This is a genomic window from Flavobacterium sp., assembly GCF_046293665.1.
Taxonomy (GTDB): domain Bacteria; phylum Bacteroidota; class Bacteroidia; order Flavobacteriales; family Flavobacteriaceae; genus Flavobacterium.
In genome coordinates, this window is the sequence record NZ_JBKBOL010000003.1 from 136,345 (window position 1) to 161,610 (window position 25,266).

A 25,266-nucleotide genomic window follows, 5' to 3' on the forward strand; every position below is an offset into this window, starting at 1 on the left:
TTTTTTTCGATGACACAATAACCGTGCTATTTTATTTTTTGGAACGCAAGAAAAGAGAAGCAATTGCTCCGGTAATTATACCCATTGATAATCCACTGAAAACACCTTGGATCATATAACTTTTTAAATTAAAATAACTTTGGGCATCTTTTAAAGTAACGTGACGCGTCAATAACGGACTTTTGGTTTTGTATTCAATAATCGTCTCAAAAAAATTAGGAGAGATGCTTTTATAAATTATAAATTGGGCAATCGGCATTAATAAGGCAATGAAAAATGAAAGCACAACACCACTGACAAAACCTTGTGTCCAAGTCATTTTATTGTTGTAAACATATTTTTTCTTTTCTTTCAGTCCTAAATAATAAAAACAAAAAGCCGGAATAGCAAATAGGTTAGTATAAAGTGCATATTGGTCGATATATTGGTCATGCAATCCAATGAATTTTTCTCCTATTGCCCATGCTAATACCAGTAATATAAACCGAAGTGTCCATTTTATTTCTATAGAATAATTTTTCATAGGGAATTGAATTTGATTTACTCCGTCAGTTCATCTCTTTTGGGTCAAAAATACTTTATTTCGATAAATATTTTGTAGTCAAAAACACTTTTATATTTCTATTTTTGTAAAAAAAAATTACATGGAAATGATTACACATACATGGCATTGGGCTATTTCCGGTTTTCTTATCGGAATGGTAATGTTAACCCTTAATTATTTTGGAAAAGTCTTTGGGATGTCTTCCAATTTACGCTCCCTATGTTCAATGACAGGAATTGGAAAGAAAATATCTTTTTTCGATTGGGATTGGAAATCACAACGTTGGAATTTAGCTGTGGTAGCAGGAGCTATGATTGGAGGTTATGTAGCGGTACATTTTTTAAGTGATGCTTCTAATGTTGATTTAAATCCAAAAACCATTGAGCAATTAGCCACTATGGGTATTGAAGCACCTAATGGTAAATTGTTACCGGATGCACTTTTCGGTATTGAAATTTTTGAATCTCCTAAGATGATTTTGATTTTAGTATTTGGAGGTGTTTTAATTGGATTTGGTTCGCGTTATGCCGGAGGTTGTACTTCAGGACATGCAATCTCAGGGCTGAGTAATTTACAATTACCTTCATTAAAAGCTGTGATTGGATTTTTTATCGGTGGCTTACTTATGGCACATTTTATTTTACCTCTAATTTTCTAAAAACATGAATCTATTAAAATATATAGTCGTTGGTTTTATTTTCGGAATAGTACTTACCAAAGCCGAAGCCGTTTCATGGTATCGAATTTATGAAATGTTCCAATTTCAATCTTTTCATATGTATGGTATAATAGGAGTGGCTATTGCAACTGGCTTAACAGGAGTTCAAATTATCAAAAGAAAGAAACTTAAAGATATTGATGGCAATCCAATTTACATTCAAGATAAAGAAAAAGGCAATATTCGCTATTGGATTGGCGGGATTCTTTTTGGGTTAGGTTGGGCTATGGTTGGTGCTTGTCCAGGTCCTATTTTCATCCTTCTCGGTTCCGGATTTTTAAGTGTGGGACTAATTTTACTCGGTGCTGTTTTTGGGACTTTTCTATATGGTCTTTTTAAAGATAAATTACCTCATTAACTATATCAAAAGCGTTTCGATTATCGAGACGCTTTTTTTTTCATACTCTTTTGTGAAAGTTATCCTTTCGTTTAAAATCAAGAAAACCGAATCCTTTGTGAATTCGTAGATGACTGCTATATAAAAATATTTTTGGTTCTGCCGTTAAATTTTTCTTAATAAAACATAAAAATACATCGGTTTCAATGAATAATTATTCGACAAAAGCCCAATAATCACCATTAAATGTAACGAAAGTGTAGTTCGTAGAGTTTTTTGGTCGAATATCGGAAAAAGTGTAGGTTAAGTTGGATAGGAGTTAATTTTGTGGTGTTTTAAAGACCAAATCTATATAAAACTATTTTTTATGAAAAAGATATTACTTACATTAATTATTATTTTTAGTCAATTGACTTCAGCACAATGTACTTTAACAGGTTCTCCTAATGTTAATTCAAGTACAGTAACTTGTAGCACCTTTTCAGGCTGTACTACAATATATATTGGTGATGGAACCAATCCTACCAATTTGGTAATGAATCAAAATTTAAATTTGAGTTGTTATGGTGCCATACAGTTTGTAATTAGAAATAATGCAAACATAGATTTTTCTAACGGTAACTATGATTTGACTTTAGCCGCCGGTTCTTCTATTGTTATTGAAAATGGCGGTAACATAAGTGCAGGAAGCAATTGTAGCGCCTCTGATTTAATAAAAATTGGAACGATAAAAGTAGCGTCATGTAATGGTAGTGGCGGTGCAATAACGGATTTCCCAAATTTGGTTTCCGATGGAGGATTTAATGTCGTTATTGCTTCAGCAACCTCAATCTGTAATTCTGGCACTTCTGTGATTACGGCTTCTCAAAACCCGGCACCAACCTCCTCAACAACCTTCAAATTTTATACTGTTGCCTCAGGAGGAAGTCCGGTTGCAACATCAACGGTAACTTCTAGTCCGTATACTGTTACTTACACCACTCCAGTTTTAACTGCAACTACAGTTTATTATGTTGAAGCAGTAACCAATTCAAGTGGTGTTACTACTCCAAGAAAAGCTGTAACGGTAACTGTAAATCCATTGCCAGCTACACCTTCAGTTACGTTAACACAACCAACTTGTAGTGTTGCTACAGGAACTATTACTATAAATAGTCCTTCGGCTAGCGGAATGACCTTTAGTATAAACGGCTCTACTTATACCAACACTACAGGTATATTTACAACTGTGGCTCCGGGAACTTATAACGTGACCGCCAGAAGTGCAGCCGGTTGTACATCTCCAGCTACCAGCGTTACTATTAATTCACAGCCTACAACTCCGTCACAACCAACAGTTGGTAGTTTAACACAGCCTACATGTACTTTGGCCTCGGGTAGTTTTGTAATAACCAATTATAATGCAGCTTATACCTATACAGTTTTACCTTCAACAGGAGTTTCTGTATCTGGCGCTACAGTGTCAGCTCCTTCCGGAACTTACACGGTTAGGGCAACTTTAGGTTCATGTACATCAGTAGCGTCAAGTAGTATCACCATTTCTCAACAACCAACCAATACTTGGAACGGAAGTGTTTGGTCAAACGGGACGCCTACAGCAGCTCAAAAATTAGTGTTTTCAGGGAATTTTTCTTCCACAGGAAATATATCAGGTTGTACTTGTAATGTTACCTCTGGTTCGGTTGTTATCAATGCCGGACATACTTTAAATATTGCTAATGAAGTTTCTGTTAACCCTGGTGGCTCATTGACTTTTGAAGATACTGCGAGTTTAGTTCAAACCAATAATGCCTCTGTGAATTCAGGAAGTATTACTTATAAAAGAAGAACAACTCCTATGAAGTTGTATGATTATGGTTATTGGTCTTCTCCGGTTAGCAATGCGACTTTAAGCCAATTGGCTGGTGATTCTTATTTCTATTCTTTTAGTCCAACTATAAATAATTATGTTTATCATACTGCTGCTACTACTATGGCTTTAGGAGTTGGTTACCTTTCTAGAGCTCCTGAAAATTTAGTTTACAATCCAACTCAAATTTTACAAACAAACTTTGTAGGAACGCCAAACAACGGTAATATTTCGACACCAATTATAAAATCAGCAGGCACCAATAATTTAATTGGGAATCCATATCCATCTGCTATCGATATCGACTTATTTATTACAGATCCCGCTAATTCAGGAATCGTAAACGGAACTATTTTTCTTTGGACACACAATACAGCAATAACTAATGGCAATTATACGGCTAATGATTATGCTAAATACAATTTAACTGGTGGCGTGGGAACCGGTGTTGGAACAATGGCGCTTTCAGGAGGTCCGGTACCAACCGGTAAAGTAGCGGCTGGGCAAGGTTTCTTTATCGAAACAAATACCACATTGCCTAATGGAACTTATTCTGCAACTTTTAAAAATTCAATGAGAGTTTCCGGAAATAATGCGCAGTTTTTCAGAACAAATGGCACCGTTGTTAATAATGACGAAGGAAGTGTTTCTCAAACATTAGAAAAACACCGTCTTTGGGTTTCTTTGAGCAATACTGAAGGTGCTTATAATCAAATGTTAGTGGGATACATAGAAAATGCTACTAATGATATTGATAGATTATTCGATGGCAAAACGGCATTTGTTGGTAATCCGGTTGCTATATACACAACTGTGGGAACTACTGACTTGGCTATTCAAGGTAAAGCACTACCTTTTTCTGCAGACGATATCGTACCTTTTGGATATTCAACTACAATAAATGGTTCATTAACCATCAGTCTTGATAATTTTGATGGCGTTTTTGACAATCAAAATGTATATTTATTGGATAAAACAACCGGTCTTTATCACAACTTAAAAGAAAGTAATTTTACATTTACTACCACAAATGGTACTTTTAATGACCGATTTGAGTTAAGATATACTACTCAGGCATTAGGAACAAATAATCCAACTATTGCTGACAATGACATCAAAGTAGTGTCAAATAACAATGGGATTTCAGTGTACTGTGCTACAACAACCATTACTAAAGTAGAGATGTTTGATGTGCTAGGAAAACAATTGTACAGCCAATCTAATTTAACAACCAATGCAGTAGAATCAATCCAAATTCAAAGCGCGCCACAAGTTTTGTTAGTAAAAGTTACTTTAGACAATGGCCAAACTTATACAAAGAAAACGTTGATACAATAACTAACCCTGTTATCTTATCAGCTGCCACCTTATCGAAAGATGTAGGTGGTTTTTTGTTTTTACAATGAAATTAATCAGCTAGGCGACGCAATTTGTTTTTGTTGACAATCTTAATTTTCTTGCCTGTCAAATCTATTAAAGTACTTTTCTTCAGTTCAGAAAGTAATCTGATACAGCTTTCGGTAGCTGTACCAATAATTCCGGCTAGTTCTTCACGTGATAGTTGTAATCTAAGCGCACCATCAGTATCAGTGCCAAAAGTTTCTTCCAGATAAATTAGTGTTCCGGCCAAACGTTCCTTAACACTTTTTTGAGCCAAATCGACCATGTGATCGTCTGCATCTTTCAAATCGCCACAAATAGATTTCATGACATTCATTGAAAACTGATTGTTTTGAGTAAAGAATTGCATGATCTCTGTTTTCGGAATAAAACAGACTTCCATGTCTTCTAAAGCAACCGCACTTAAATTAGCCGGTTCATCACTTATCATTGAACGTTGGCCTAATAATTCTCCGGGTTTGACCAGCTTAACAATTTGATCTTTTCCGTTGGAACTCAATTTAGACAATTTACAAACACCGTCTTTTACACAGTAAATGCCATTGGTTACTTCGCCTTCTTCAAAAATAGGTTCTCCTTTTTTGATCGTATAGGAAGTTTTACAATCGGCCATTTTGAGCAACTCTTCTTTGCCTAATGCTTTAAGAGAGCTAAACTGTCTCACAATACATTGTTCACATTTACTCATTAAGGTTTTTGATTTTGTTCTCTACAAATATATTTAAAGTATGACAATTATCATATTTTAATTTTAACGCTTGTTTCACCTTTGTAACAGGTAAAATGAGCAAATTATGAATACATCACAGTGCTTCCATTGTGGTAACGAAATCATAAAAAAGGATGAGATTCTTTTTGATGACAAAAGCTTTTGTTGTAACGGTTGTAAAACAGTTTACGAAATTTTTAGTCAAAATGACTTGACTTGTTATTATGATTTTCAATCAGCGCCTGGCGCGACACCACTGGATATTAAAGGCAAATATGATTTTTTAGCCAATGAAGAAATTGTCAATAAACTTCTCGAATTCCAAGAAAGTGCAACAGCTATTGTTTCACTTTACATTCCTCACATACACTGTAGTTCGTGTATTTGGATTTTGGAAAATCTACAAAGGCTTCAATCGGGAATAGGCGCTTCGCAAGTTAATTTTCCCAATAAGAAAGTCCGAATTACTTACAATCCCGAACAAACTAATCTCAAACAAATTGTAGAACTGCTTTGTTCCATTGGTTACGAACCATACATCAGCTTAGAAAACTTTGACGAAGGCCGAAAGCAAATTGATCGTTCCCTAATTTATAGATTGGGTGTGGCATTCTTTTGTTTCGGAAATATTATGCTGTTGTCATTTCCCGAGTATTTTGAAGTCAATGAGTTTTGGATTGAGCAATACAAAGGTTTTTTCCGCTGGTTGACTTTTGCCTTGTCGCTTCCGGCGTTTTTCTATTCAGCTTCTATCTATTATGTAGCGGCTTGGAAAAGCATAAGGCAAGGCATGTTAAATATAGAAGTTCCCATTGCTTTAGGAATTGTAGTGATGTTTATCCGAAGTACGGTTGACATCGCATTTGGTTACGGACAAGGTTTCTTCGATAGCATGTGTGGGTTGATTTTCTTTATGTTGCTGGGGAAATTATTCCAACAAAAAACGTATGATTTCCTTTCATTTGAACGCGATTACAAATCTTATTTTCCAATTGCGATTACTAAGATTTTGCCCAATGGTACTGAAGAAGCGGTTCAAGTTTACGATATCAAAAAAGGCGATAGGCTATTGATTCGCAATCAAGAATTGATTCCGGTAGACGGGATTTTGATTTCGGATAAAACGTCAATCGACTATAGTTTTGTAACCGGTGAAGCCGTTGCTATTGAAAAAAAATCGGGAGACAAAATTTTTGCTGGAGGAAAGCAATTGGGCAAAGTCATCGAAATGGAAGTGCTGTTTTCGGTATCCCAAAGTTATTTAACCCAATTGTGGAGCAATGATGTTTTCCAAAAGAAAGTCGACCAAAAACACAAATCCATCACCGATAAAATCAGTCGTTATTTCACACCGGCTTTATTACTGTTGTCTGTAGTATCTTTTGCTTATTGGATTTTTATTGATATAACTACGGCGTTTAATGTTTTTACCGCCATTCTCATTGTGGCTTGTCCTTGTGCTTTGGCATTGACGGCGCCGTTCACTTTAGGAAATGTTTTACGCATTCTGGGGAATCGAAAATTGTACTTAAAAAACGCCATTGTCATCGAACAAATGGCCAAAGTGGATACCATTGTTTTTGATAAAACCGGAACCATTACCACCAATGAAAAGACTTCCATTTCTTATGAAGGCGATGTGCTAACTGATTTCGAATTGAAATTATTAAAAAATGCTCTTAGAGGTTCTAATCATCCGTTAAGCCGAAGATTGTACGATTTTATTCCGCCTCAAAATAAAATAGAAACAAAATCTTTCGAAGAGATAATCGGGAAAGGAATTTTTGCCGAATTGGAAGGCAATACCATCAAATTGGGTTCTTCCCAGTTTTTGCAACACATGAGTGAAAATACCCATAAAAAAACCAAAGTGCATGTTGAAATCAACGGTGTGTATAAAGGCAGTTATGTTTTTAACAACCAATACCGAAAAGGATTAGAACAATTGTTCGAAAATTTAGCCAAAAAATACAACCTCATTGTATTATCCGGAGACAATGATGGAGAGCGTAAAATTTTAGAAAAAATGCTTCCGGAAAGCACAGTTTTAGTCTTTAATCAAAAACCTGAACAGAAACTTGCTTACATCGATAACCTTCAAAAAGAAGGTAAAAATGTGTTAATGATAGGAGATGGTTTGAATGATGCAGGTGCATTGGCACAAAGTAATATTGGGATTTCAATTTCCGAAAATGTCAATGTGTTTTCACCGGCTTGTGATGGGATTTTAGACGCGAGTCAGTTCCCAAAAATCAATTTCTTCTTGAAATATTCCAAAAACGCCATGTTTATTATTTACATGAGTTTCGGATTGTCATTGTTGTATAACGTAGTTGGTTTGACTTATGCCGTAACCGGAAATCTATTGCCAATAGTTGCCGCTATCATCATGCCGTTGAGTACTATCACTATCGTGAGTTTTGTGACCATTATGAGTAATGTTTTTGCCAATAGAAAATAAAAAGGGAAGTATGACAAATGTCATATTTTAAGAATAACCACAAGAGTAATTTTGTCTAACACAAATTAGAGGTATGAGTGTCATTTATATGTTAATCTCGATAAGTATTGTAGTAGCTGTATTCTTTCTCTATGCTTTTATTAAAGCAGTAAGAGGCGGACAATATGACGACGACTATACGCCATCCGTCAGAATGCTTTTTGACGACGAGCTCGTAAAAGAAACTAACAAAAATCAAATTAATATAACCGAAGAAAAACAATTATAATTATGGAAATGCAACAATTTCAGTATGACAACAAAATTGTAAGGAACTTCATTTACGCCAGTATCGCTTTCGGTATTGTAGGGATGTTGGTTGGGCTATTATTAGCATTCATGTTTTTATTTCCCAATGTAACCAGTGGAGTTTCCTTCTTAAGTTTTGGACGTCTAAGACCTTTACACACCAATGCAGTGATTTTCGCATTCGTAGGTAATGCAATGTTTGCCGGAGTGTATTACTCAATGCAACGTTTACTTAAAGCCAGAATGTTTAGCGATTTATTCAGCAAAATACACTTTTGGGGATGGCAATTAATCATAGTAGCCGCGGCCATTACGTTACCGTTGGGCTATACTACTTCTAAAGAATACGCCGAATTAGAATGGCCAATTGACATCGCCATTGCTTTAATTTGGGTCGTATTTGGTATCAATATGATTGGTACGATTATCAAAAGAAGAGAACGTCACATTTATGTAGCCATTTGGTTCTACATTGCGACTTTCGTAACGGTTGCAGTTCTTCACATTTTTAATAGTTTTGAATTACCGGTTTCTGCCATGAAGTCGTATTCAGTTTACGCAGGTGTACAAGATGCTTTAGTGCAATGGTGGTACGGACACAATGCAGTTGCCTTTTTCTTAACCACGCCATTCTTGGGAATGATGTATTATTTTGTGCCAAAAGCCGCTAATCGTCCTGTGTATTCTTATAGATTGTCTATCATCCACTTTTGGTCTTTAATCTTCATCTATATCTGGGCAGGACCACACCATTTGTTGTACTCTTCTTTACCGGATTGGGCACAAAATCTTGGAGTAGTATTCTCTGTAATGTTAATTGCGCCATCTTGGGGTGGTATGATCAACGGATTGTTAACCCTTCGCGGCGTTTGGGATAAAGTAAGAACCGATGCAGTATTGAAATTCTTCGTAGTTGCGATTACCGGTTATGGTATGGCCACTTTTGAAGGACCAATGTTGTCTTTGAAAAACGTAAACGCGATTGCACACTTCACCGACTGGATTATTGCCCACGTACACGTTGGTGCTTTAGCTTGGAACGGGTTCTTATCTTTTGGGATGATATATTGGTTGATCCCTAGAATGACCAAAACCAAATTGTTCTCTGAAAAATTAGCCAACTTCCATTTCTGGATTGGTACTTTAGGGATTATATTATATGCACTTCCAATGTATGTAGCCGGATTTACTCAGGCTTCTATGTGGAAACAATTCAAACCGGACGGTACTTTACAATACGGTAACTTCCTGGAAACTGTAACCCAAATTATGCCAATGTACTGGATGCGCGCCATCGGTGGTACTTTGTATTTAGTAGGGGTGATTGTATTGGTTTACAACATTGTAAAAACTGTAAAACAAGGTTCAGCAATTCAAGACGAACCAGCAGAAGCTCCGGCTTTGGCGGTTATCAGTCCAAACCGTTTGAAAGGTGAAAAATGGCATGCTTGGTTAGAAAGAAAACCGGTGAGATTTATGATTTATACTACCATTGCGATTTTAATTGGTGGTTTGATTCAAATTCTTCCAACCATTTTAGTGAAATCAAATATCCCAACGATAGCCGCTGTAAAACCATATACACCACTTGAATTACAAGGTAGAGATGTTTATATCAGAGAAGGTTGTGTGAGTTGTCACTCTCAAATGATTCGTCCTTTCCGTTCAGAAGTAGAGCGTTATGGCGAGTATTCTAAATCAGGTGAAAATGTTTATGACCATCCATTCCTTTGGGGTTCTAAACGTACCGGTCCGGATTTAGCCAGAGAAGGTGTTCCGGGAAAACCATTCAATGGCGGTAGAGATGACGTTTGGCATTTCAATCACATGTATGATCCGCAAAGTATTTCTCCGGGATCGATTATGCCAAGATACCAATGGTTGATTAAAGACAAATTGGACAATTCAACGTTACAAGCCAAATTGGAAGCAATGGTGACTTTAGGCGTACCATATTCTAATGAAGAAGTAGCCAACGCCGTTAAAATTTCAGATGAGCAAGCCGCTAAAATCGAAGCCAGATTATTGGCAAATGCCGATATCAAAAAAGCTTTTGGAAACGCAACAGTTCCGTTGAAAGACAGAGAAATCGTAGCCTTGATTGCTTATCTGCAAAGATTAGGAACAGACACTCAAGTAAAATCTAAAAAATAAACGTCATGCTAAAATATGTAAAACACAATTTAGAAACGATTACCGGTGTAGAAATATACCCAATCATTTCACTGACGATTTTCTTTACCGCTTTTGTTTTGTTCACTGTTTGGGCGATGACTTACAGCAAAGAAACCATAAAAAAAGTAAGTAACCTTCCGTTGGAAGACTAATTATTACAACTTAAAAAGTATAAAAATGAAAAAATTAATTCCATCATACGTAAGAGTTCCACTGATTTTTGCCTTTGTTTTCGGCGCTTTGGAATATTTTATCGACTCAGGTGATCGACCTGCTTTTATCAAGTATCCAATGGTTTCGGTATTTTTACTAGTATTCTTGTTTTTGCTGGTAGCTATTGAAATTGTCGTTAGCGCTATTGATAACGTAACGTATCATATGTTAACCGATGAGCAACGACAAAAATTAGAAGAAGTCCAATCTGTTTCATTCACCGAAAGTAAATGGATTCAGAATTTATTGAAGAAAATGACCCGCTCTAAAGCCATCGAACAAGAAGCTGATGTAATGCTCGATCATGATTATGACGGTATCAAAGAATTAGATAATGTTTTACCGCCATGGTGGGTAAACTTGTTCTATGCAACCATCATTTTCGGAGCAATTTATTTGGTGCGATTCCATGTGATGGATGAATATACTCAAGCTCAGGAATACGACCAGGAAGTTGCGGCAGCCAATATTGAAATCGAAAAAAACAAACTCAATTCGCCAAAAGAAGAAATCACTTTTGACAAAGTAACTTTACTAACCGATGCTGAAAGTTTGGCCAAAGGAAAAGAAATTTATACCAATGCTTGCGCCGCTTGTCACAAAGCTGATGGTGGTGGAATTGTGGGTCCAAATCTAACCGATGAACATTGGATTAACGGTGGCGGAATCAAAAACGTATTTAAATTGATTGCCGAAGGAAGTAAAAATAACCCAACGATGGTGGCTTGGGCTAAAACTTTAGGAACTAAAGAAGTTCAAAAAGTAGCCAGTTATGTCTTGAGTTTGCAAGGTACAAAACCTGCCGGAGCCAAAGCTGCCGAAGGTGAAAAATGGGTAGAAGAAGCTGCTTCGAGTGCAGATGCCGCAACATCAACCGATACGACTAAAGTAGCCACAAAATAATCCGAATTAAATCTTTAATTCAATAACAAAATGGAAAATAATATACCGGATGAAAGTTTTAGAGATAGTATCTCAACGATTGATGAAAAAGGGAAGCGAGTATATGTTCATCCTAAAAAACCTTCGGGTCCTTTTTATGACAAGCGAAAAGTAGTCAGCTATTTGTTGTTAGCCTTTTTATTATCGGCACCATTTATTAAAATCAACGGCAATCAGTTCTTACTTTTTAATGTAGTCGACAGAAGGTTTAATATTTTCAGTTTTCCTTTTTGGCCACAAGATTTTCATCTTTTTGTTATTTCGATGATAATTGGAGTAGTGGGATTGGCTTTGTTTACTGTGGCTTTTGGCCGTATATTCTGCGGTTGGTTTTGCCCACAAACTATTTTTATGGAAATGGTTTTCCGTCGAATTGAATTTTGGATTGACGGTGACCGTGCGCAACAAATACGTTTGTCAAAACAAGCTTGGGATGCCGAAAAAATCAGAAAGCGTGTGACGAAGTGGATGGTGTTTTTCATCATCTCGTTTATTATTGCCAATGTGTTTTTGGCTTACTTAATCGGAAGTGATGAGTTAATACAATTCATTAAAGAAGGTCCGGCGAAAAATACCGGAACGCTCATCGCGTTGTTGATTTTTACCGGAGTATTCTACTTTATTTACGCTTGGTTCAGAGAGCAAGTTTGTATAATCGCTTGTCCTTATGGCAGAATGCAAGGGGTTTTACTCGACAACAAAACCATCAATGTGGCCTATGATCATGTTCGTGGTGAAGGAGAAACAGGTAGAGCCAAATTCAATAAAAACGAAGACCGAAAAGCCTTAGGTAAAGGCGATTGTATCGATTGTAAAGTCTGTGTACATGTTTGCCCAACCGGAATCGATATTAGAAACGGAACGCAGTTAGAATGTATCAACTGCACGGCTTGTATCGATGAATGCGATTCGATTATGGAAAAAGTCGGTTTGCCTAAAGGTTTGATTCGATACGCTAGTGAAGATGAAATTGTAAAAAAAGAACCTTTCAAGTTAACGACCAGAATGAAAGGCTATATAGCAGTTTTAGCTATTTTAATTGGGGTTTTTATCGGAATGTTATTCTTAAGAAATGATGTAGAGGCTACGATTTTACATGCACCGGGACAATTGTTCCAACACGATGGAGACAAGATTAGTAATATCTACAATTACGACATCATCAATAAAACTGAAAAAGAATTTGAACATGTTACCTTTAAGTTAATTGAACCTAAAGGAGAAATCAAACTTGTAGGTAGTCCATTTGCCAAAGTACCGAAACAAGGAATGACCAAAGGAACATTTTTTGTCAAAATTTTGGAAAGCGACTTACAAGGCGAAAAAGTTGAATTGAAAATTGAGGTTTACAACAACAATAAATTAATCGAAACCGCAACGACCAATTTTGTGGGTCCGAGAAGTTTTAACTAAAAAATACAGTCATGAAAATTAACTGGGGAAAAGGAATCGTCATCGCTATTGCACTGTTTATGGGCTTCATTTTATACTTTGTAGTTAAAGTGCAATCTGATAGTCAATATGATAACGAAATGGTTACCGAGCAATATTACAGAAAAGAAAAGCTCGTTCAAGGAAATATTGAAAGCATTCAAAACGCCAACAATCTTAACGAGAAAGTTGCTATTGCTAAAACGGCTCAAGGATTAACAGTTAATTTCCCTAAGAGCTTTGACTATTCAAAAATTAAAGGAAAAGTATCCCTATATAGACCGTCTAACCAAAAACTGGATTTTGAAGTCTCACTTGCTTTATCCGGTTCAGATTTGCTCATACCTAAAAACAATCTGGTTAGCGGTCTTTGGGGTATTACTGTTGCTTGGGAATATGACGGAAAAAGTTATTTGAATAAAGAAGAAATTTATTTTTAATTGATGTCAATAGCAAAACTTATAACTCATAATTCATAACTCAGAAAATGCTTTACACGGCCATCATATTCGGTTTAGTTTCTAGTTTGCACTGTATAGGCATGTGCGGACCGATAGCCATGATGTTGCCTGTAGATAGAAAAAATCCAACCAAAAAAGCATTCCAAATTCTCTTATATCACGCCGGAAGATTAACATCTTACGCGACTTTAGGATTGCTTTTCGGATTGTTGGGAAAAGGATTGTATCTCGCCGGAATGCAGCAGCGATTCTCCATTGTTTTAGGTGTTTTGATGATTTTAATTGCTATAGTTCCCGAAAGATTTTTTGCTAAATATAATTTTTCAAAACCAATTTATAAACTCATTTCTAAGGTAAAAAGCAGTTTGGGCAACCAATTCAAACGCAAAACACCTGATGCTTTTTTTACGATGGGTGTTTTCAATGGATTATTGCCTTGTGGTTTGGTTTATGCCGCTTTATTTGGAGCAATTGCTATGCAAAATGTGACTTTAGGAGTAACTTATATGTTGCTTTACGGTTTAGGAACTATTCCCTTGATGAGTGCTGTGGTTTATGTAAGTTCTGTTTTATCAATGCCTTTTAGAAATAAATTGCAAAAAATGATTCCTTTAATAACCATCATCATCGGACTTTTATTTGTTTTCCGAGGTATGGGTTTAGACATCGCATATATTTCACCAAGTAGTATGAATTTATTTGTCCAAGCGGAGGCCAATTGTCATTAAGAAACCAATATTCAAAACCACTGTAAACATAGTAAACGCTAAAACTGAAAACCCATGGAAAAACACGATTTATTGCACGAGTTCCCGGAACATAAAGAAAGGATACACGAACTAAAGATTTCAGATACCCATTTCAGAAAATTATTTGACGAGTATCACGAAATTGAACACCAAATCCACCGAATCAACATGGGTTCGGAAATTGCCAATGACAATTTTGTACATGAATTAAAGGCCAAATTGTTATTTTTAAAAGACGAAATTTACGCGCATTTAAGTAAATAGATTAGAAGTTAATTGAGTTGTTAACCACGTTGAAAGACGTGGTTTTTTTGTTTTTTGATGCAATCAAATTTTCAAGCCAAAACTCAACAATCCCAAAATCGCAGGAACTGCTTGAACAAAGAAAATCCTTTTAGAAGCTGTCAACGCTCCGTAAATTCCGGCTATAAGAACACAACTTAAGAAAAACAAAGCTATATTTTGGCTCCAGTCAGCATCGCTAATCATGAGTGACCAAATCAATCCTGCAGCGAGAAATCCGTTATACAAACCTTGATTGGCAGCTATGACTTTGGTCTTTTCAAATTGGTCTTCGGGTATTTCTTTAAAACTTACCGTTCTGAAGAGACTTTGTAAAAGAAGACCAAATTCTGTATTACTATATTGAGTACTCGGTGTCGTTTTTGAATAGTTTCGAGATTGAGTTGGAGGATTAAATTAGTTAATTCCTTTTGACAATTTTACCTAATAGTTCTTTGTCTTCTACAATAACTTTCAAATAATAAATCGCATTGGGTAATTGTGACAAATCAATTTTGTATTCGGTTGATTTTTTAGTTTGGTATAAAATTAATTTTCCCGTAGTATCAAACAAATACAATTCAGTTGCTTCTTTATCAATGGTTATGGTTACCGGCCCGGTTGTTGGATTTGGATAATAATTAAAATTAATGGTTTTAGCATTGGTCAATTGGTCTTCTATTTTGGTATTTGTTGAATAATTAGAAGTTACAGATTCACAATTATTTACCGAGGCAAATTGTAGAATAATTCTCAAAATCAAATCGTTTAGCATTTCCACTTTATAGCTTTCTGTAGAAGGTTCAATATGGTTATTGCCAATACCGCTGTGGTTTGTGATAAAAAGATAGGTTCCATTGGTTTCTAAGGCAAAAGAACGCATCAAATACTCTGTGCTTTTGTCAATTCCACTAGCGGCAATCGGAATAATTCTGATGCCTTTTTGAGCCGCTTTTTTGGCTAAATCTTGTAATTTTAAAATATTACTTTTTGAATAATGCGGTGGTGCGTCAAGTAAAAGAAACAATAATTTGGCACGAGCATCATCTTCCCAAGTCATACTTTCAATGGAAGCTTCTAGGCCTTCAATCACAGCTTCGGGATAATCGCCGCCGCCATCAGCATATTGTTTTTTAATGAATGAAATTACATCTGGAACTTCAGTGGTGAAATCAAAGTTTTTCACCAAATAGTCGTCACCATTATCTCTGTAAAAAACACTTCCCATTGACAAATCTGCGTTAGGAAATTGTTTTTGTGTTCGTTCAATAACATCATACAATTCGGCTTGTAAATAACTTATTTCATCTCCCATAGATCCAGTGGCATCTATCATAAAAGCGATGTTGATTTTGTTTTGAGTTACGCAATTTTCCTGATAAGTATAAAAGTTGATGCCTTCGTGAAATTCCTTTGGATTGGCTACTAAAACCACTTTTTTATCATCAATGATTTGAAGTTTAGCAGTCACTTTTTCGATTGACAAATCATTAGGATTATACCATAACTCAGCACGACCGGTATTGTCAGTCATTGCGGTCCAAATGATTTCAGAGGCATTTTTTAAATGAACCGTTCTATTGATGATAGGGAAGCCTTTGTCATTTTTTAAACTGATAGAGTACCTGAATTTAGGGTTAATTTTCCAATGGTTTTTCCATTGGTTCCATTCGGTTTCGGTTAACCCTTTCCAATAGTCATAATGGCTAAAATCATTGACTTCACCTGCGGTTAATTGTCCTGCTTTGGTTGAAGTATTTCCTTTTAATACAATGCTTTTATCAGTTATTGGCAAAACAGTTTCACTGATTTCTTCGGTTTTAACAACATCATAAGAAGCACTTACTTTGCTTTTTTTAGTTCTGCTACCATAACCGGTAACTACAACCTCAGAAAGTGTTACAGAATCATCCTGTAATTTTACATTAATTATCTTATGGTTTACCAATACATGAATTGTTTTCATACCGATAAAGCTGATTTCGAGAACATCGCCCATTTTGGCATCAATACCATAATAACCGTCAAAATTGGTTTGGGTTCCTTTGGTAGTTCCTCTGATAACTACATTGACACCCGGAATCGGTCCGAAATTATCAAAAACTTGTCCAACTACATTATTCTTTAACGGGTTTCCGTTTAAGTCGTGTTCTTTAACGGCGACGGTTTTTATTTTGCTATTTTTAGACTTGTTTTTTTTGTCTATTTTCCTTTGCTCTTTGGCTCTTTTTTCTTGGGCTATCTTTTCAATTTTTGCTTTATCGTCAAAAAAAACTTTAGTATCGTTACTATTGTTGATTGCAACAGTTTTGGAAGTTTTACCCGGATAAATAAATTTTAATAAGTCTTTATAGTTTCCCTTGATGGAAAAACTTCCGTTAGTCTTAGAAATTGTAACGAAATTGTTTTTTAGATTAATGATTTCAACATTTGCCAAAGGTTTTTTGTTTTCATCACAAATGACACCATTGATTTTTTGAGCATTACTACTTAAGGTAGATAATGCAAAGAATAAGATAGCAGTTGTAATGGTCTTGAAAGAAAAAGAAGTCTCCATGATATAAGTGTTTATATACTTGGATATCTTTTTTCCGGAAAAGGTTGGAAACACTGAAAAATTATTACAGTAGAAAACTCAACAATCCCAAAATCGCAGGAACCGCTTGAACAAAGAAAATCCTTTTAGAAGCTGTCAACGCTCCGTAAATTCCGGCTATAAGAACACAACTTAAGAAAAACAAAGCTATATTTTGGCTCCAGTCAGCATCGCTAATCATGAGTGACCAAATCAATCCTGCAGCGAGAAATCCGTTATACAAACCTTGATTGGCAGCCATGACTTTGGTCTTTTCAAATTGGTCTTCCGGAATGGTTTTGAAAACTTTACGACCGCGAGTGGTCCAAGCAAACATTTCGAGCCAAAGAATATAAATATGCAAAAGAGCAATAAATCCGATGATAAGTTGTGAAAGTAAGTTCATGGTTATTTGTTTTCGTTAAAAATACGCTCAATTCTTTTATCAGGGATCAACCACATCAATGCAACAAATATATAAATGGTTCCGGCAACGGAAGGATATTTATAGGCCAAAAGGATAGCAATAAAGTATAGAATAGGCGAGGACTTGCCTTTGTAATCTTTACCTAAAGCTTTTGACAATATCGAATCTTTACCGTGATGGCTTAGGATTAGATTCTGTAAAATAAAGTAAGCAACACCATTCATTAAGAGGATAAACCCGTAAAACATCATTGGAAAAGGAGCGAATTGATGCTCGCCAATCCATGCTGTAGCAAAAGGAATAAGCGACAGCCAAAACAGCAAATGCAAATTGGCCCAAAGAATTTTTCCGTTCACTTTTTTTACAGTATGCATCATGTGATGGTGATTGTTCCAATAAATTCCAACATAAATAAAACTCAAAACATAACTCAAAAATTTGTGCAGCAACGGAACTAGAGCTTCGTAACTGACACTATTTGGAACTTTAAATTCCAATACCATAATGGTGATGATAATCGCTAAAACGCCATCACTAAAGGCTTCGAGTCTGTTTTTGTTCATTCTATTTTGCGTTTTTTATCAATGTTATAATAAGGGTTATAATGGCTAAAACTTCTGACAACATACCAATAGACAAGAGGACATTGGCACCGGTCCAATGCATTATTTTGAATAAAGCACCAATAATCGTTAAGATCATTCCAATAAGGAATACAATGGCTGGAGCAAGATAAGTTTTATTCATACTTATTTGTTTATTTTTTTCAGAGTTCGGATGTCAGTTGTTGGTTTTCCGGTAATTTATTTTTACTACTGCCTAATGCCTTTTCACTATTGCCTTTAAATTGATTAAAATGCTTCTCAATCGCCTTAATCATTTCTCCGGCAATATCTTTATTTGTTGCGCCTTCGATGCCTTCTAATCCTGGGGAAGAGTTTACTTCTAATAACAATGGACCTTTAGATGAGCGAATAATATCTACTCCGGCCACTTTTAAATCCATGGCTTTGGCAGCTTTGATGGCAATTTTCTTTTCTTCAGGAGTTGGTTTAATGATTGAAGCTGTTCCACCCATGTGAATGTTGGCTCTAAATTCTCCCGGCGCTGCTTCACGTTGAATAGTAGCAACGACTTTACCATCGACTACAAACAAACGCAAATCTTTTCCGTCAGCTTCTTTGATAAATTCTTGTACCAAAATATTAGCATTCAAACTTTTGAAAGCATTGATTACCGATTCCGCTGCTTTTTTGGTTTCGGCCAAAACGACACCTTTACCTTGTGTTCCTTCCAATAGTTTTACAATCAACGGAGAACCGCCAACCATTTTAATCAAATCGTCGGTATCCAAAGGAGAATTCGCAAATCCCGTTGTCGGAATATCTACGCCGTGGTGTAATAGCAATTGTAGTGAAAATAGTTTGTCACGTGATTGGGTTATCGCTGCCGCTGAATTTAAGCAGAAGACTTTCATCGCTTCAAACTGGCGCGTCAAAGCACAACCGTAAAAGGTGATACTTGGACGGATTCGCGGAATTACCGCATCAAAATTATCCAAAACTTTTCCGCCTCGATAATGAATTTCGGGATTGTGTGCATCGAGTTTCATATAACATTCCTTGATGTTCAAAAAATGCATTTCGTGACCGCGCATTTCACCGGCTTCCATGATGCGTTTGTTGCTGTACAATTCGGGATTGCTGGCCAAAACACCAATTCGCAGACCCGATTTAATGGCAATAGCGTCTTGGTATAAGTCTTTTAAATTTTCGGTGGAAGTTTGGCCCAATAAATATTTTTGTTCCGGATCAACCAGTATTCTACCACTCATGGCTTCTCGACCTAATAACATTCGGAAACCCATAGAGTCTCGATTGGTTAAGGTCATTTCAATTTCCCAAGTATCGGTTCCAATGCACAAATTGGTTTTAATCACATAGCGTTGCTCTCGAAATCCGCTAGAACTTTTTACAATTCTTTTATCCACTAATCTGGCTTCACAATGAATCACGGTTTTGAGGTTATTCTGAATCGGGTTGATGTCGAATTTCACCCAGTTTTCACCATCTTTCAGAAATGGAGCAATATTGATGGCATGTAGTGCTGAAGTTTTAGCCCCCGAATCTACACGAGCTTTAATAGCCGGAATACCGAGCTCGGGAAAGGAACACCATTCTTCGGAACCTAATATGATTTTATTTATTGGCATTTTGTAAAAATTATAAGCCACAAATAACACGAATTCTCACTGATTAATTGGCGTGAATTAGTGCCATTTGTGGCTTTTTTTAAAAGATTAAATTGATCTTACTTTGTTGGCTTTTCTGCTTTTTGAATCGTAACAGTCAACTCTTGAGCAGTTTCGTCTAAATCCATAAAAATCTCATCGCCTGAAGCTATTTTCGAAGTAATTATTTCTTCGGCTAAAGCATCTTCAACATATTTTTGAATCGCTCTTTTTAATGGACGCGCACCAAATTGTTTGTCGAAGCCTTTGTCAGCGATAAACGCTTTGGCGGTATCTGAAAGATTTAGTTTATAACCCAACTCTTCTACACGAGCATATAATTTTTTCAATTCGATTTCGATGATCAAATCGATGTCGTGCTTTTCTAGCGGATTGAATACAATTACATCATCAATTCTGTTTAAGAATTCAGGCGCAAAGGTTTTCTTCAAAGCATTTTCAACTACACTTTTCGAATGGTCATCAGCTTGAGCCACTTTGGCAGCGGTGCCAAAACCAACGCCTTGACCGAAGTCTTTCAATTGACGCGCTCCAACATTCGAAGTCATAATGATAATCGTGTTTTTAAAATCGATTTTTCGACCTAAACTATCCGTCAAATAACCGTCATCTAACACTTGTAACATCATATTAAACACATCAGGATGCGCTTTTTCGATTTCGTCTAAAAGTACAACACAATACGGTTTTCTACGAACTTTTTCAGTTAATTGTCCGCCTTCTTCATAGCCAACATAGCCCGGAGGCGCACCGATTAATCTCGAAATCGCGAATTTTTCCATGTATTCACTCATGTCGATACGGATTAATGCATCTTCAGAATCGAATAATTCTTTGGCCAACACTTTCGCCAATTGGGTTTTACCAACACCGGTTTGTCCTAAGAAAATAAACGAGCCAATTGGTCGATTAGGATCTTTTAATCCGGCACGATTTCTTTGAATAGAGCGTGATATTTTTAAAACTGCTTCGTTTTGTCCGATTACTTTTCCTTGAATTAATTCAGGTAAATGCGCTAGTTTATTGCTTTCCGTTTGTGCGATACGATTTACCGGAATTCCTGTCATCATCGAAACCACATCGGCTACATTGTCTTCGGTTACGCGAATTCGGTTGCTTTTAGAATCTTCTTCCCATTGTTCTTGTGCAATGGCTAAGTCTTTTTCCAAGCGCTTTTCGTCGTCACGTAATTTCGCGGCTTCTTCGTATTTTTGTTTTTTAACGACAGAGTTTTTCAAGTCGCGTACTTCTTCTAATTGGCGTTCCAAGTCTAAAATTTGTTTCGGCACATCAATATTGGTAATGTGAACTCTCGAACCGGCTTCGTCTAAAGCGTCGATCGCTTTGTCCGGAAGAAAACGCTCCGACATATAGCGGTTGGTTAATTTCACACACGCTTCAATCGCTTCGTCAGTATAAATTACGTTGTGATGGTCTTCGTATTTGTTTTTGATGTTGTTCAAAATGGTAATTGTTTCTTCTACCGAAGTTGGTTCTACAATTACTTTTTGGAAACGTCTTTCTAGTGCACCATCTTTTTCTATATATTGTCTGTATTCGTCGAGCGTTGTAGCACCGATACATTGTATTTCACCACGGGCTAACGCCGGTTTAAACATATTTGACGCATCTAACGAACCTGTGGCGCCACCGGCTCCAACAATCGTATGGATTTCGTCAATAAATAAAATGATATCGTCGTTTTTCTCCAATTCGTTCATTACGGCTTTCATTCTTTCTTCGAATTGTCCGCGGTATTTGGTACCGGCAACCAGCGAAGCCAAGTCAAGCGTCACGACTCTTTTGTTGAAAAGAATACGCGATACTTTCTTTTGAATGATGCGCAAAGCCAAACCTTCGGCGATGGCAGATTTACCAACACCCGGCTCACCGATTAGTAACGGATTGTTTTTCTTTCTTCGGCTTAGAATTTGAGATACTCGCTCAATTTCTTTTTCACGACCTACTACAGGGTCGAGTTTGCCTTCTTCAGCTAATTCCGTTAAGTCACGACCAAAGTTATCCAAAACCGGAGTTTTCGATTTTTTATTAGTCTTGTTCGCCGGATTATTGAAGCTTCCTTCTTTTAAGCTGTCATCTTGACCAGAATCATCATTGAATGACTCATTTCTTGGCAAGTTATCTGTAAAATCTTCTTCGTTTGGTGTCATATTCAAATATTGTTCTTTAACTACGTTATAATCTATTTTTAGACGATGCAATAGTTTGGTTGTAGGATCATTTTCATTTCTTAGAATACACAAAAGTAAATGGGCTGTACTTATGGAAGTTGCTTGAAATACTTTAGCTTCTAAGAAGGTTGTTTTTAAGGCACGTTCTGCTTGACGAGTCAAGTGTAAATTTTTCTTTTCGTTGCTGATTTCAACATTAGGGTTGGCCGGACTTAAGATTTCGACCTTCTTTCGCAGATGTTCTAAATCTATAGACAGGTTATTCAAAATGGCAATTGCTTTACCATTTCCATCTCTGAGGATACCAAGCATCAAATGTTCAGTGCCTATAAAATCATGGCCTAAACGTAATGCTTCTTCCTTGCTGTAGGTTATAACATCTTTGACTCTTGGTGAAAAATTATCATCCATATAAATAAGGTTGTTGGTAATGTAAATTTAGTTATTATGAATGGTTCTAACAAAAATCATTCCGCCTAAATGTACTGTCAGCTAATTGACAAAAAAAAAGCCAATAATAAAAGCAGTAGTGTTACTATTTTATTAACCAAAAAAAGAGCCTATTTTGTTAATAAATCATTGAAATTTGTAGACTAAAATTGACGCTAAAAGCTATAAATATTCTATATTAGCACGTTTTGAATTTAAACTAATTTTTTATTAATAATTTATAAAATATGTCTGACGGAGAAAAGTTAATTCCTATTAACATCGAAGATGAAATGAAATCAGCTTACATCGATTATTCGATGTCTGTAATTGTCTCAAGAGCGCTACCTGACGTGCGTGACGGTTTAAAGCCGGTACACCGAAGAGTGTTATATGGAATGTATGATTTAGGCGTTTTTTCAAACAGAGCGCACAAAAAATCCGCAAGAATTGTTGGAGAAGTATTGGGTAAATATCACCCGCACGGCGATACTTCAGTTTATGACGCCATGGTTCGTATGGCGCAAGAATGGAGTTTACGTTATCTATTAATAGACGGTCAAGGTAACTTTGGTTCTGTTGATGGCGATAGTCCGGCAGCGATGCGTTACACGGAAGCCAGAATGAAGAAAATGTCAGAGGACATTATGGCAGATATCGACAAAGAGACAGTGGATTTTCAACTAAACTTTGACGATACGTTATATGAGCCAAAAGTGATGCCTACGAGAGTTCCGAATTTATTGATTAACGGTGCATCGGGTATTGCAGTGGGTATGGCTACAAACATGCCACCACATAATTTAACAGAAGTAGTTGATGGTACTTTAGCGTACATTGACAATAATGATATTGAAATAGACGAATTAATCACACACATCAAAGCCCCTGATTTTCCAACAGGTGGTGTAATTTATGGTTACGAAGGTGTTCGTGAAGCTTTCAAAACAGGACGTGGTAGAATTGTAATTCGTGCCAAAGTGAGTTTTGAAGAATCTAACGGAAGAGAAGCTATTATTGTTTCTGAAATTCCATACCAAGTCAACAAGGCCGAAATGATTAAGAAAACTGCCGATTTGATTAATGAAAAGAAAATCGAAGGTATTTCAAATATCCGTGATGAATCGGATAGAAATGGAATGCGTATCGTTTATGAATTGAAACGTGATGCCGTTCCGAATGTGGTTTTAAATACACTGTATAAATTTACGGCATTGCAATCTTCTTTCAGTGTGAACAACATTGCGCTAGTAAATGGAAGACCGCAAATGTTGAATGTAAAAGATTTGATTCACTACTTTGTTGAACACCGTCATGATGTAGTAGTGAGAAGAACACAATTCGAATTGCGCAAAGCAGAAGAAAGAGCACACATTTTAGAAGGTTTAATCATTGCTTCGGATAATATTGATGAAGTTATCGCCTTAATCCGTTCATCTAAAGATGGTGATGAAGCTCGTACTAAATTGATTGAGCGTTTTACCTTATCCGAAATCCAAGCACGTGCCATAGTTGAAATGCGTTTGCGTCAATTAACCGGTCTGGAACAAGACAAGTTGAGAGCGGAATACGAAGAAATCATGAAGTTAATTCAGCACTTGAAAGATTTATTAGCAAGTAAAGAATTAAGAATGCAATTGATTAAAGACGAATTAATCGAAATCAGAGATAAATATGGTGACGAACGTCGTTCTACTATCGAATACTCTGGTGGCGATGTAAGTATTGAAGATTTAATAGCCGATGAAAATGTGGTAATCACCATATCGCATGCCGGTTACATCAAACGTACCAACTTATCTGAATACAAAACCCAAAACAGAGGTGGCGTTGGCCAAAAAAGTGCCGGTACTCGTGACCAAGATTTCTTAGAACATTTGTTTGTTGCAACCAATCACCAATATTTATTGTTCTTCACTCAAAAAGGAAAATGTTTCTGGATGCGTGTTTATGAAATCCCGGAAGGTAGTAAAACGAGCAAAGGTCGTGCAATTCAAAACTTAATCAACATCGAAAGTGATGATAAAGTAAAAGCTTTCATTTGTACCCAAGATTTAAAAGACGAAGAATATATCAACAGTCATTATGTAATCATGGCGACCAAACAAGGTCAGGTGAAGAAAACGCCATTGGAACAATATTCACGTCCGCGTCAAAATGGTATCAACGCCATTACCATCAGAGAAGACGACGAACTATTAGAAGCCAAATTAACCAACGGAGAAAGCCAAGTTTTAGTGGCGGTGAAATCCGGAAAATTGGTTCGTTTCGAAGAAGAAAAAACCCGTCCGATGGGAAGAACAGCTTCGGGAGTTCGCGGAATTACCTTAGCCGATGATAAAGACGAAGTAATTGGAATGGTTTCTGTTAATAAGGACGATATCAATGATACCCAACTTTTAGTAGTTACCGAAAACGGTTACGGAAAAAGAACCAAATTGGTGGATGAAGACGGAGAAGATGTTTACCGTATTACTAACAGAGGTGGAAAAGGAGTAAAAACCCTAAACATCACTGAAAAAACCGGTGCATTGATTTCAATTAATGCCGTAACGGATGAAGACGATTTGATGATTATCAACAAATCCGGATTGACCATCAGAATGGAAGTGTCTGATTTGAGAGTAATGGGAAGAGCTACACAAGGAGTTCGTTTGATTAATATCAAAGGAAATGACTCCATTGCAGCGGTAACCAAAGTAATGAAAGAAGACGAAGTGGAAGAAGTAGAAGGCGAAATCGTTGAAGGTGTTGAAACCGACGAAAGTAATGATGCTGAAACTTCTGAAGATACTACTGAAGAAACACAAGAATAATTTAAAATAATACCAC

General features: G+C 36.4%; 20 protein-coding genes and 2 pseudogenes. 13 read left to right on the plus strand and 9 right to left on the minus strand.

Annotation, left to right across the window (positions count from 1 at the left end; all coding sequences use genetic code 11):
* Positions 1–31 precede the first annotated feature (31 nt).
* Positions 32–523: a DUF4199 domain-containing protein gene (locus ACK4R1_RS07000; protein ID WP_409685032.1), complete on the minus strand. Its 492-nt coding sequence runs from the start codon at positions 521–523 to the stop codon at positions 32–34.
* A 121-nt stretch (positions 524–644) separates the two neighbouring features.
* Between ACK4R1_RS07000 and ACK4R1_RS07005 the strand changes: the two genes are divergently transcribed.
* The 3 genes from ACK4R1_RS07005 (at position 645) to ACK4R1_RS07015 (ending at position 4,786) form a co-directional block, all read left to right on the plus strand.
* On the plus strand, positions 645–1,202 hold the full coding sequence (locus ACK4R1_RS07005) for a YeeE/YedE family protein (RefSeq protein ID WP_409685035.1): 558 nt from the start codon (positions 645–647) through the stop codon (positions 1,200–1,202).
* Positions 1,203–1,206: 4 nt separating this feature from the next.
* Positions 1,207–1,620 carry a DUF6691 family protein gene (locus tag ACK4R1_RS07010; protein WP_409685038.1) on the plus strand — a complete coding sequence of 138 codons (414 nt, stop codon included), beginning with the start codon at positions 1,207–1,209 and terminating at the stop codon, positions 1,618–1,620.
* 346 nt (positions 1,621–1,966) lie between these two features.
* Positions 1,967–4,786 carry a T9SS sorting signal type C domain-containing protein gene (locus ACK4R1_RS07015; RefSeq protein ID WP_409685040.1) on the plus strand — a complete coding sequence of 940 codons (2,820 nt, stop codon included), beginning with the start codon at positions 1,967–1,969 and terminating at the stop codon, positions 4,784–4,786.
* 70 nt (positions 4,787–4,856) lie between these two features.
* Here ACK4R1_RS07015 and ACK4R1_RS07020 read toward each other — a convergent pair whose 3' ends face one another.
* Complete coding sequence (locus tag ACK4R1_RS07020; RefSeq protein ID WP_409685043.1) at positions 4,857–5,537, minus strand: Crp/Fnr family transcriptional regulator; 681 nt, start codon at positions 5,535–5,537, stop codon at positions 4,857–4,859.
* 106 nt (positions 5,538–5,643) lie between these two features.
* On the opposite strand from ACK4R1_RS07020, the gene ACK4R1_RS07025 reads away from it, so the two are divergent.
* The 9 genes from ACK4R1_RS07025 (at position 5,644) to ACK4R1_RS07065 (ending at position 14,542) form a co-directional block, all read left to right on the plus strand.
* The gene (locus ACK4R1_RS07025) at positions 5,644–8,019 is read left to right on the plus strand and encodes a heavy metal translocating P-type ATPase (RefSeq protein ID WP_409685046.1); all 2,376 of its coding nucleotides are present in this window, start codon (positions 5,644–5,646) and stop codon (positions 8,017–8,019) included.
* A gap of 73 nt (positions 8,020–8,092) precedes the next feature.
* The gene (ccoS, locus tag ACK4R1_RS07030) at positions 8,093–8,287 is read left to right on the plus strand and encodes a cbb3-type cytochrome oxidase assembly protein CcoS (RefSeq protein ID WP_121313422.1); all 195 of its coding nucleotides are present in this window, start codon (positions 8,093–8,095) and stop codon (positions 8,285–8,287) included.
* A 2-nt stretch (positions 8,288–8,289) separates the two neighbouring features.
* Positions 8,290–10,461: a cytochrome-c oxidase, cbb3-type subunit I gene (gene ccoN, locus ACK4R1_RS07035; RefSeq protein ID WP_409685049.1), complete on the plus strand. Its 2,172-nt coding sequence runs from the start codon at positions 8,290–8,292 to the stop codon at positions 10,459–10,461.
* A gap of 5 nt (positions 10,462–10,466) precedes the next feature.
* A complete protein-coding gene (locus tag ACK4R1_RS07040) occupies positions 10,467–10,634 on the plus strand; it encodes a CcoQ/FixQ family Cbb3-type cytochrome c oxidase assembly chaperone (protein WP_409664576.1) in 168 nt (55 codons plus the stop codon).
* 25 nt (positions 10,635–10,659) lie between these two features.
* Positions 10,660–11,598: a cbb3-type cytochrome c oxidase N-terminal domain-containing protein gene (locus ACK4R1_RS07045; protein WP_409685052.1), complete on the plus strand. Its 939-nt coding sequence runs from the start codon at positions 10,660–10,662 to the stop codon at positions 11,596–11,598.
* 30 nt (positions 11,599–11,628) lie between these two features.
* Positions 11,629–13,050 carry a cytochrome c oxidase accessory protein CcoG gene (ccoG, locus tag ACK4R1_RS07050; RefSeq protein WP_409685055.1) on the plus strand — a complete coding sequence of 474 codons (1,422 nt, stop codon included), beginning with the start codon at positions 11,629–11,631 and terminating at the stop codon, positions 13,048–13,050.
* Positions 13,051–13,061: 11 nt separating this feature from the next.
* The gene (locus ACK4R1_RS07055; protein WP_409685057.1) at positions 13,062–13,508 is read left to right on the plus strand and encodes a FixH family protein; all 447 of its coding nucleotides are present in this window, start codon (positions 13,062–13,064) and stop codon (positions 13,506–13,508) included.
* A 47-nt stretch (positions 13,509–13,555) separates the two neighbouring features.
* On the plus strand, positions 13,556–14,257 hold the full coding sequence (locus tag ACK4R1_RS07060; protein ID WP_409685060.1) for a sulfite exporter TauE/SafE family protein: 702 nt from the start codon (positions 13,556–13,558) through the stop codon (positions 14,255–14,257).
* Positions 14,258–14,311: 54 nt separating this feature from the next.
* A complete protein-coding gene (locus tag ACK4R1_RS07065) occupies positions 14,312–14,542 on the plus strand; it encodes a YdcH family protein (protein WP_409685063.1) in 231 nt (76 codons plus the stop codon).
* A gap of 63 nt (positions 14,543–14,605) precedes the next feature.
* Here ACK4R1_RS07065 and ACK4R1_RS07070 read toward each other — a convergent pair.
* From ACK4R1_RS07070 to ACK4R1_RS07100, 7 genes and pseudogenes are all read right to left on the minus strand, one after another.
* Positions 14,606–14,869, minus strand: a pseudogene (locus tag ACK4R1_RS07070) (DUF1304 domain-containing protein); the annotation flags it as partial.
* A gap of 112 nt (positions 14,870–14,981) precedes the next feature.
* Positions 14,982–17,117 carry a carboxypeptidase-like regulatory domain-containing protein gene (locus ACK4R1_RS07075; protein ID WP_409685066.1) on the minus strand — a complete coding sequence of 712 codons (2,136 nt, stop codon included), beginning with the start codon at positions 17,115–17,117 and terminating at the stop codon, positions 14,982–14,984.
* A gap of 64 nt (positions 17,118–17,181) precedes the next feature.
* Positions 17,182–17,541: a DUF1304 domain-containing protein gene (locus tag ACK4R1_RS07080; RefSeq protein WP_409685069.1), complete on the minus strand. Its 360-nt coding sequence runs from the start codon at positions 17,539–17,541 to the stop codon at positions 17,182–17,184.
* A 2-nt stretch (positions 17,542–17,543) separates the two neighbouring features.
* Positions 17,544–18,125 (minus strand): TMEM175 family protein, encoded by a 582-nt coding sequence (locus ACK4R1_RS07085; RefSeq protein WP_409685072.1) that lies wholly within the window; start codon positions 18,123–18,125, stop codon positions 17,544–17,546.
* A 1-nt stretch (position 18,126) separates the two neighbouring features.
* The gene (locus tag ACK4R1_RS07090; protein WP_409685075.1) at positions 18,127–18,309 is read right to left on the minus strand and encodes a GldL-related protein; all 183 of its coding nucleotides are present in this window, start codon (positions 18,307–18,309) and stop codon (positions 18,127–18,129) included.
* A 106-nt stretch (positions 18,310–18,415) separates the two neighbouring features.
* A pseudogene (gene rimK, locus ACK4R1_RS07095) lies at positions 18,416–19,774 on the minus strand (30S ribosomal protein S6--L-glutamate ligase); the annotation flags it as partial.
* Positions 19,775–19,872: 98 nt separating this feature from the next.
* Positions 19,873–22,416, minus strand: coding sequence for an ATP-dependent Clp protease ATP-binding subunit (locus ACK4R1_RS07100; protein WP_409685078.1), 2,544 nt, complete (start codon positions 22,414–22,416; stop codon positions 19,873–19,875).
* A 266-nt stretch (positions 22,417–22,682) separates the two neighbouring features.
* On the opposite strand from ACK4R1_RS07100, the gene gyrA reads away from it, so the two are divergent.
* A complete protein-coding gene (gene gyrA, locus ACK4R1_RS07105) occupies positions 22,683–25,250 on the plus strand; it encodes a DNA gyrase subunit A (protein ID WP_409685081.1) in 2,568 nt (855 codons plus the stop codon).
* Positions 25,251–25,266 lie beyond the last annotated feature (16 nt).

Excerpts from the sequence above, each read along its gene's own strand:
- ACK4R1_RS07000 (WP_409685032.1), bottom strand. The coding sequence starts at position 523 with ATGAAAAATTATTCTATAGAAATAAAATGGACACTTCGGTTTATATTA.
- ACK4R1_RS07005 (WP_409685035.1), top strand. The coding sequence starts at position 645 with ATGGAAATGATTACACATACATGGCATTGGGCTATTTCCGGTTTTCTT.
- ACK4R1_RS07010 (WP_409685038.1), top strand. The coding sequence starts at position 1,207 with ATGAATCTATTAAAATATATAGTCGTTGGTTTTATTTTCGGAATAGTA.
- ACK4R1_RS07015 (WP_409685040.1), top strand. The coding sequence starts at position 1,967 with ATGAAAAAGATATTACTTACATTAATTATTATTTTTAGTCAATTGACT.
- ACK4R1_RS07020 (WP_409685043.1), bottom strand. The coding sequence starts at position 5,537 with ATGAGTAAATGTGAACAATGTATTGTGAGACAGTTTAGCTCTCTTAAA.
- ACK4R1_RS07025 (WP_409685046.1), top strand. The coding sequence starts at position 5,644 with ATGAATACATCACAGTGCTTCCATTGTGGTAACGAAATCATAAAAAAG.
- ccoS (WP_121313422.1), top strand. The coding sequence starts at position 8,093 with ATGAGTGTCATTTATATGTTAATCTCGATAAGTATTGTAGTAGCTGTA.
- ccoN (WP_409685049.1), top strand. The coding sequence starts at position 8,290 with ATGGAAATGCAACAATTTCAGTATGACAACAAAATTGTAAGGAACTTC.
- ACK4R1_RS07040 (WP_409664576.1), top strand. The coding sequence starts at position 10,467 with ATGCTAAAATATGTAAAACACAATTTAGAAACGATTACCGGTGTAGAA.
- ACK4R1_RS07045 (WP_409685052.1), top strand. The coding sequence starts at position 10,660 with ATGAAAAAATTAATTCCATCATACGTAAGAGTTCCACTGATTTTTGCC.
- ccoG (WP_409685055.1), top strand. The coding sequence starts at position 11,629 with ATGGAAAATAATATACCGGATGAAAGTTTTAGAGATAGTATCTCAACG.
- ACK4R1_RS07055 (WP_409685057.1), top strand. The coding sequence starts at position 13,062 with ATGAAAATTAACTGGGGAAAAGGAATCGTCATCGCTATTGCACTGTTT.
- ACK4R1_RS07060 (WP_409685060.1), top strand. The coding sequence starts at position 13,556 with ATGCTTTACACGGCCATCATATTCGGTTTAGTTTCTAGTTTGCACTGT.
- ACK4R1_RS07065 (WP_409685063.1), top strand. The coding sequence starts at position 14,312 with ATGGAAAAACACGATTTATTGCACGAGTTCCCGGAACATAAAGAAAGG.
- ACK4R1_RS07075 (WP_409685066.1), bottom strand. The coding sequence starts at position 17,117 with ATGGAGACTTCTTTTTCTTTCAAGACCATTACAACTGCTATCTTATTC.
- ACK4R1_RS07080 (WP_409685069.1), bottom strand. The coding sequence starts at position 17,541 with ATGAACTTACTTTCACAACTTATCATCGGATTTATTGCTCTTTTGCAT.
- ACK4R1_RS07085 (WP_409685072.1), bottom strand. The coding sequence starts at position 18,125 with ATGAACAAAAACAGACTCGAAGCCTTTAGTGATGGCGTTTTAGCGATT.
- ACK4R1_RS07090 (WP_409685075.1), bottom strand. The coding sequence starts at position 18,309 with ATGAATAAAACTTATCTTGCTCCAGCCATTGTATTCCTTATTGGAATG.
- ACK4R1_RS07100 (WP_409685078.1), bottom strand. The coding sequence starts at position 22,416 with ATGGATGATAATTTTTCACCAAGAGTCAAAGATGTTATAACCTACAGC.
- gyrA (WP_409685081.1), top strand. The coding sequence starts at position 22,683 with ATGTCTGACGGAGAAAAGTTAATTCCTATTAACATCGAAGATGAAATG.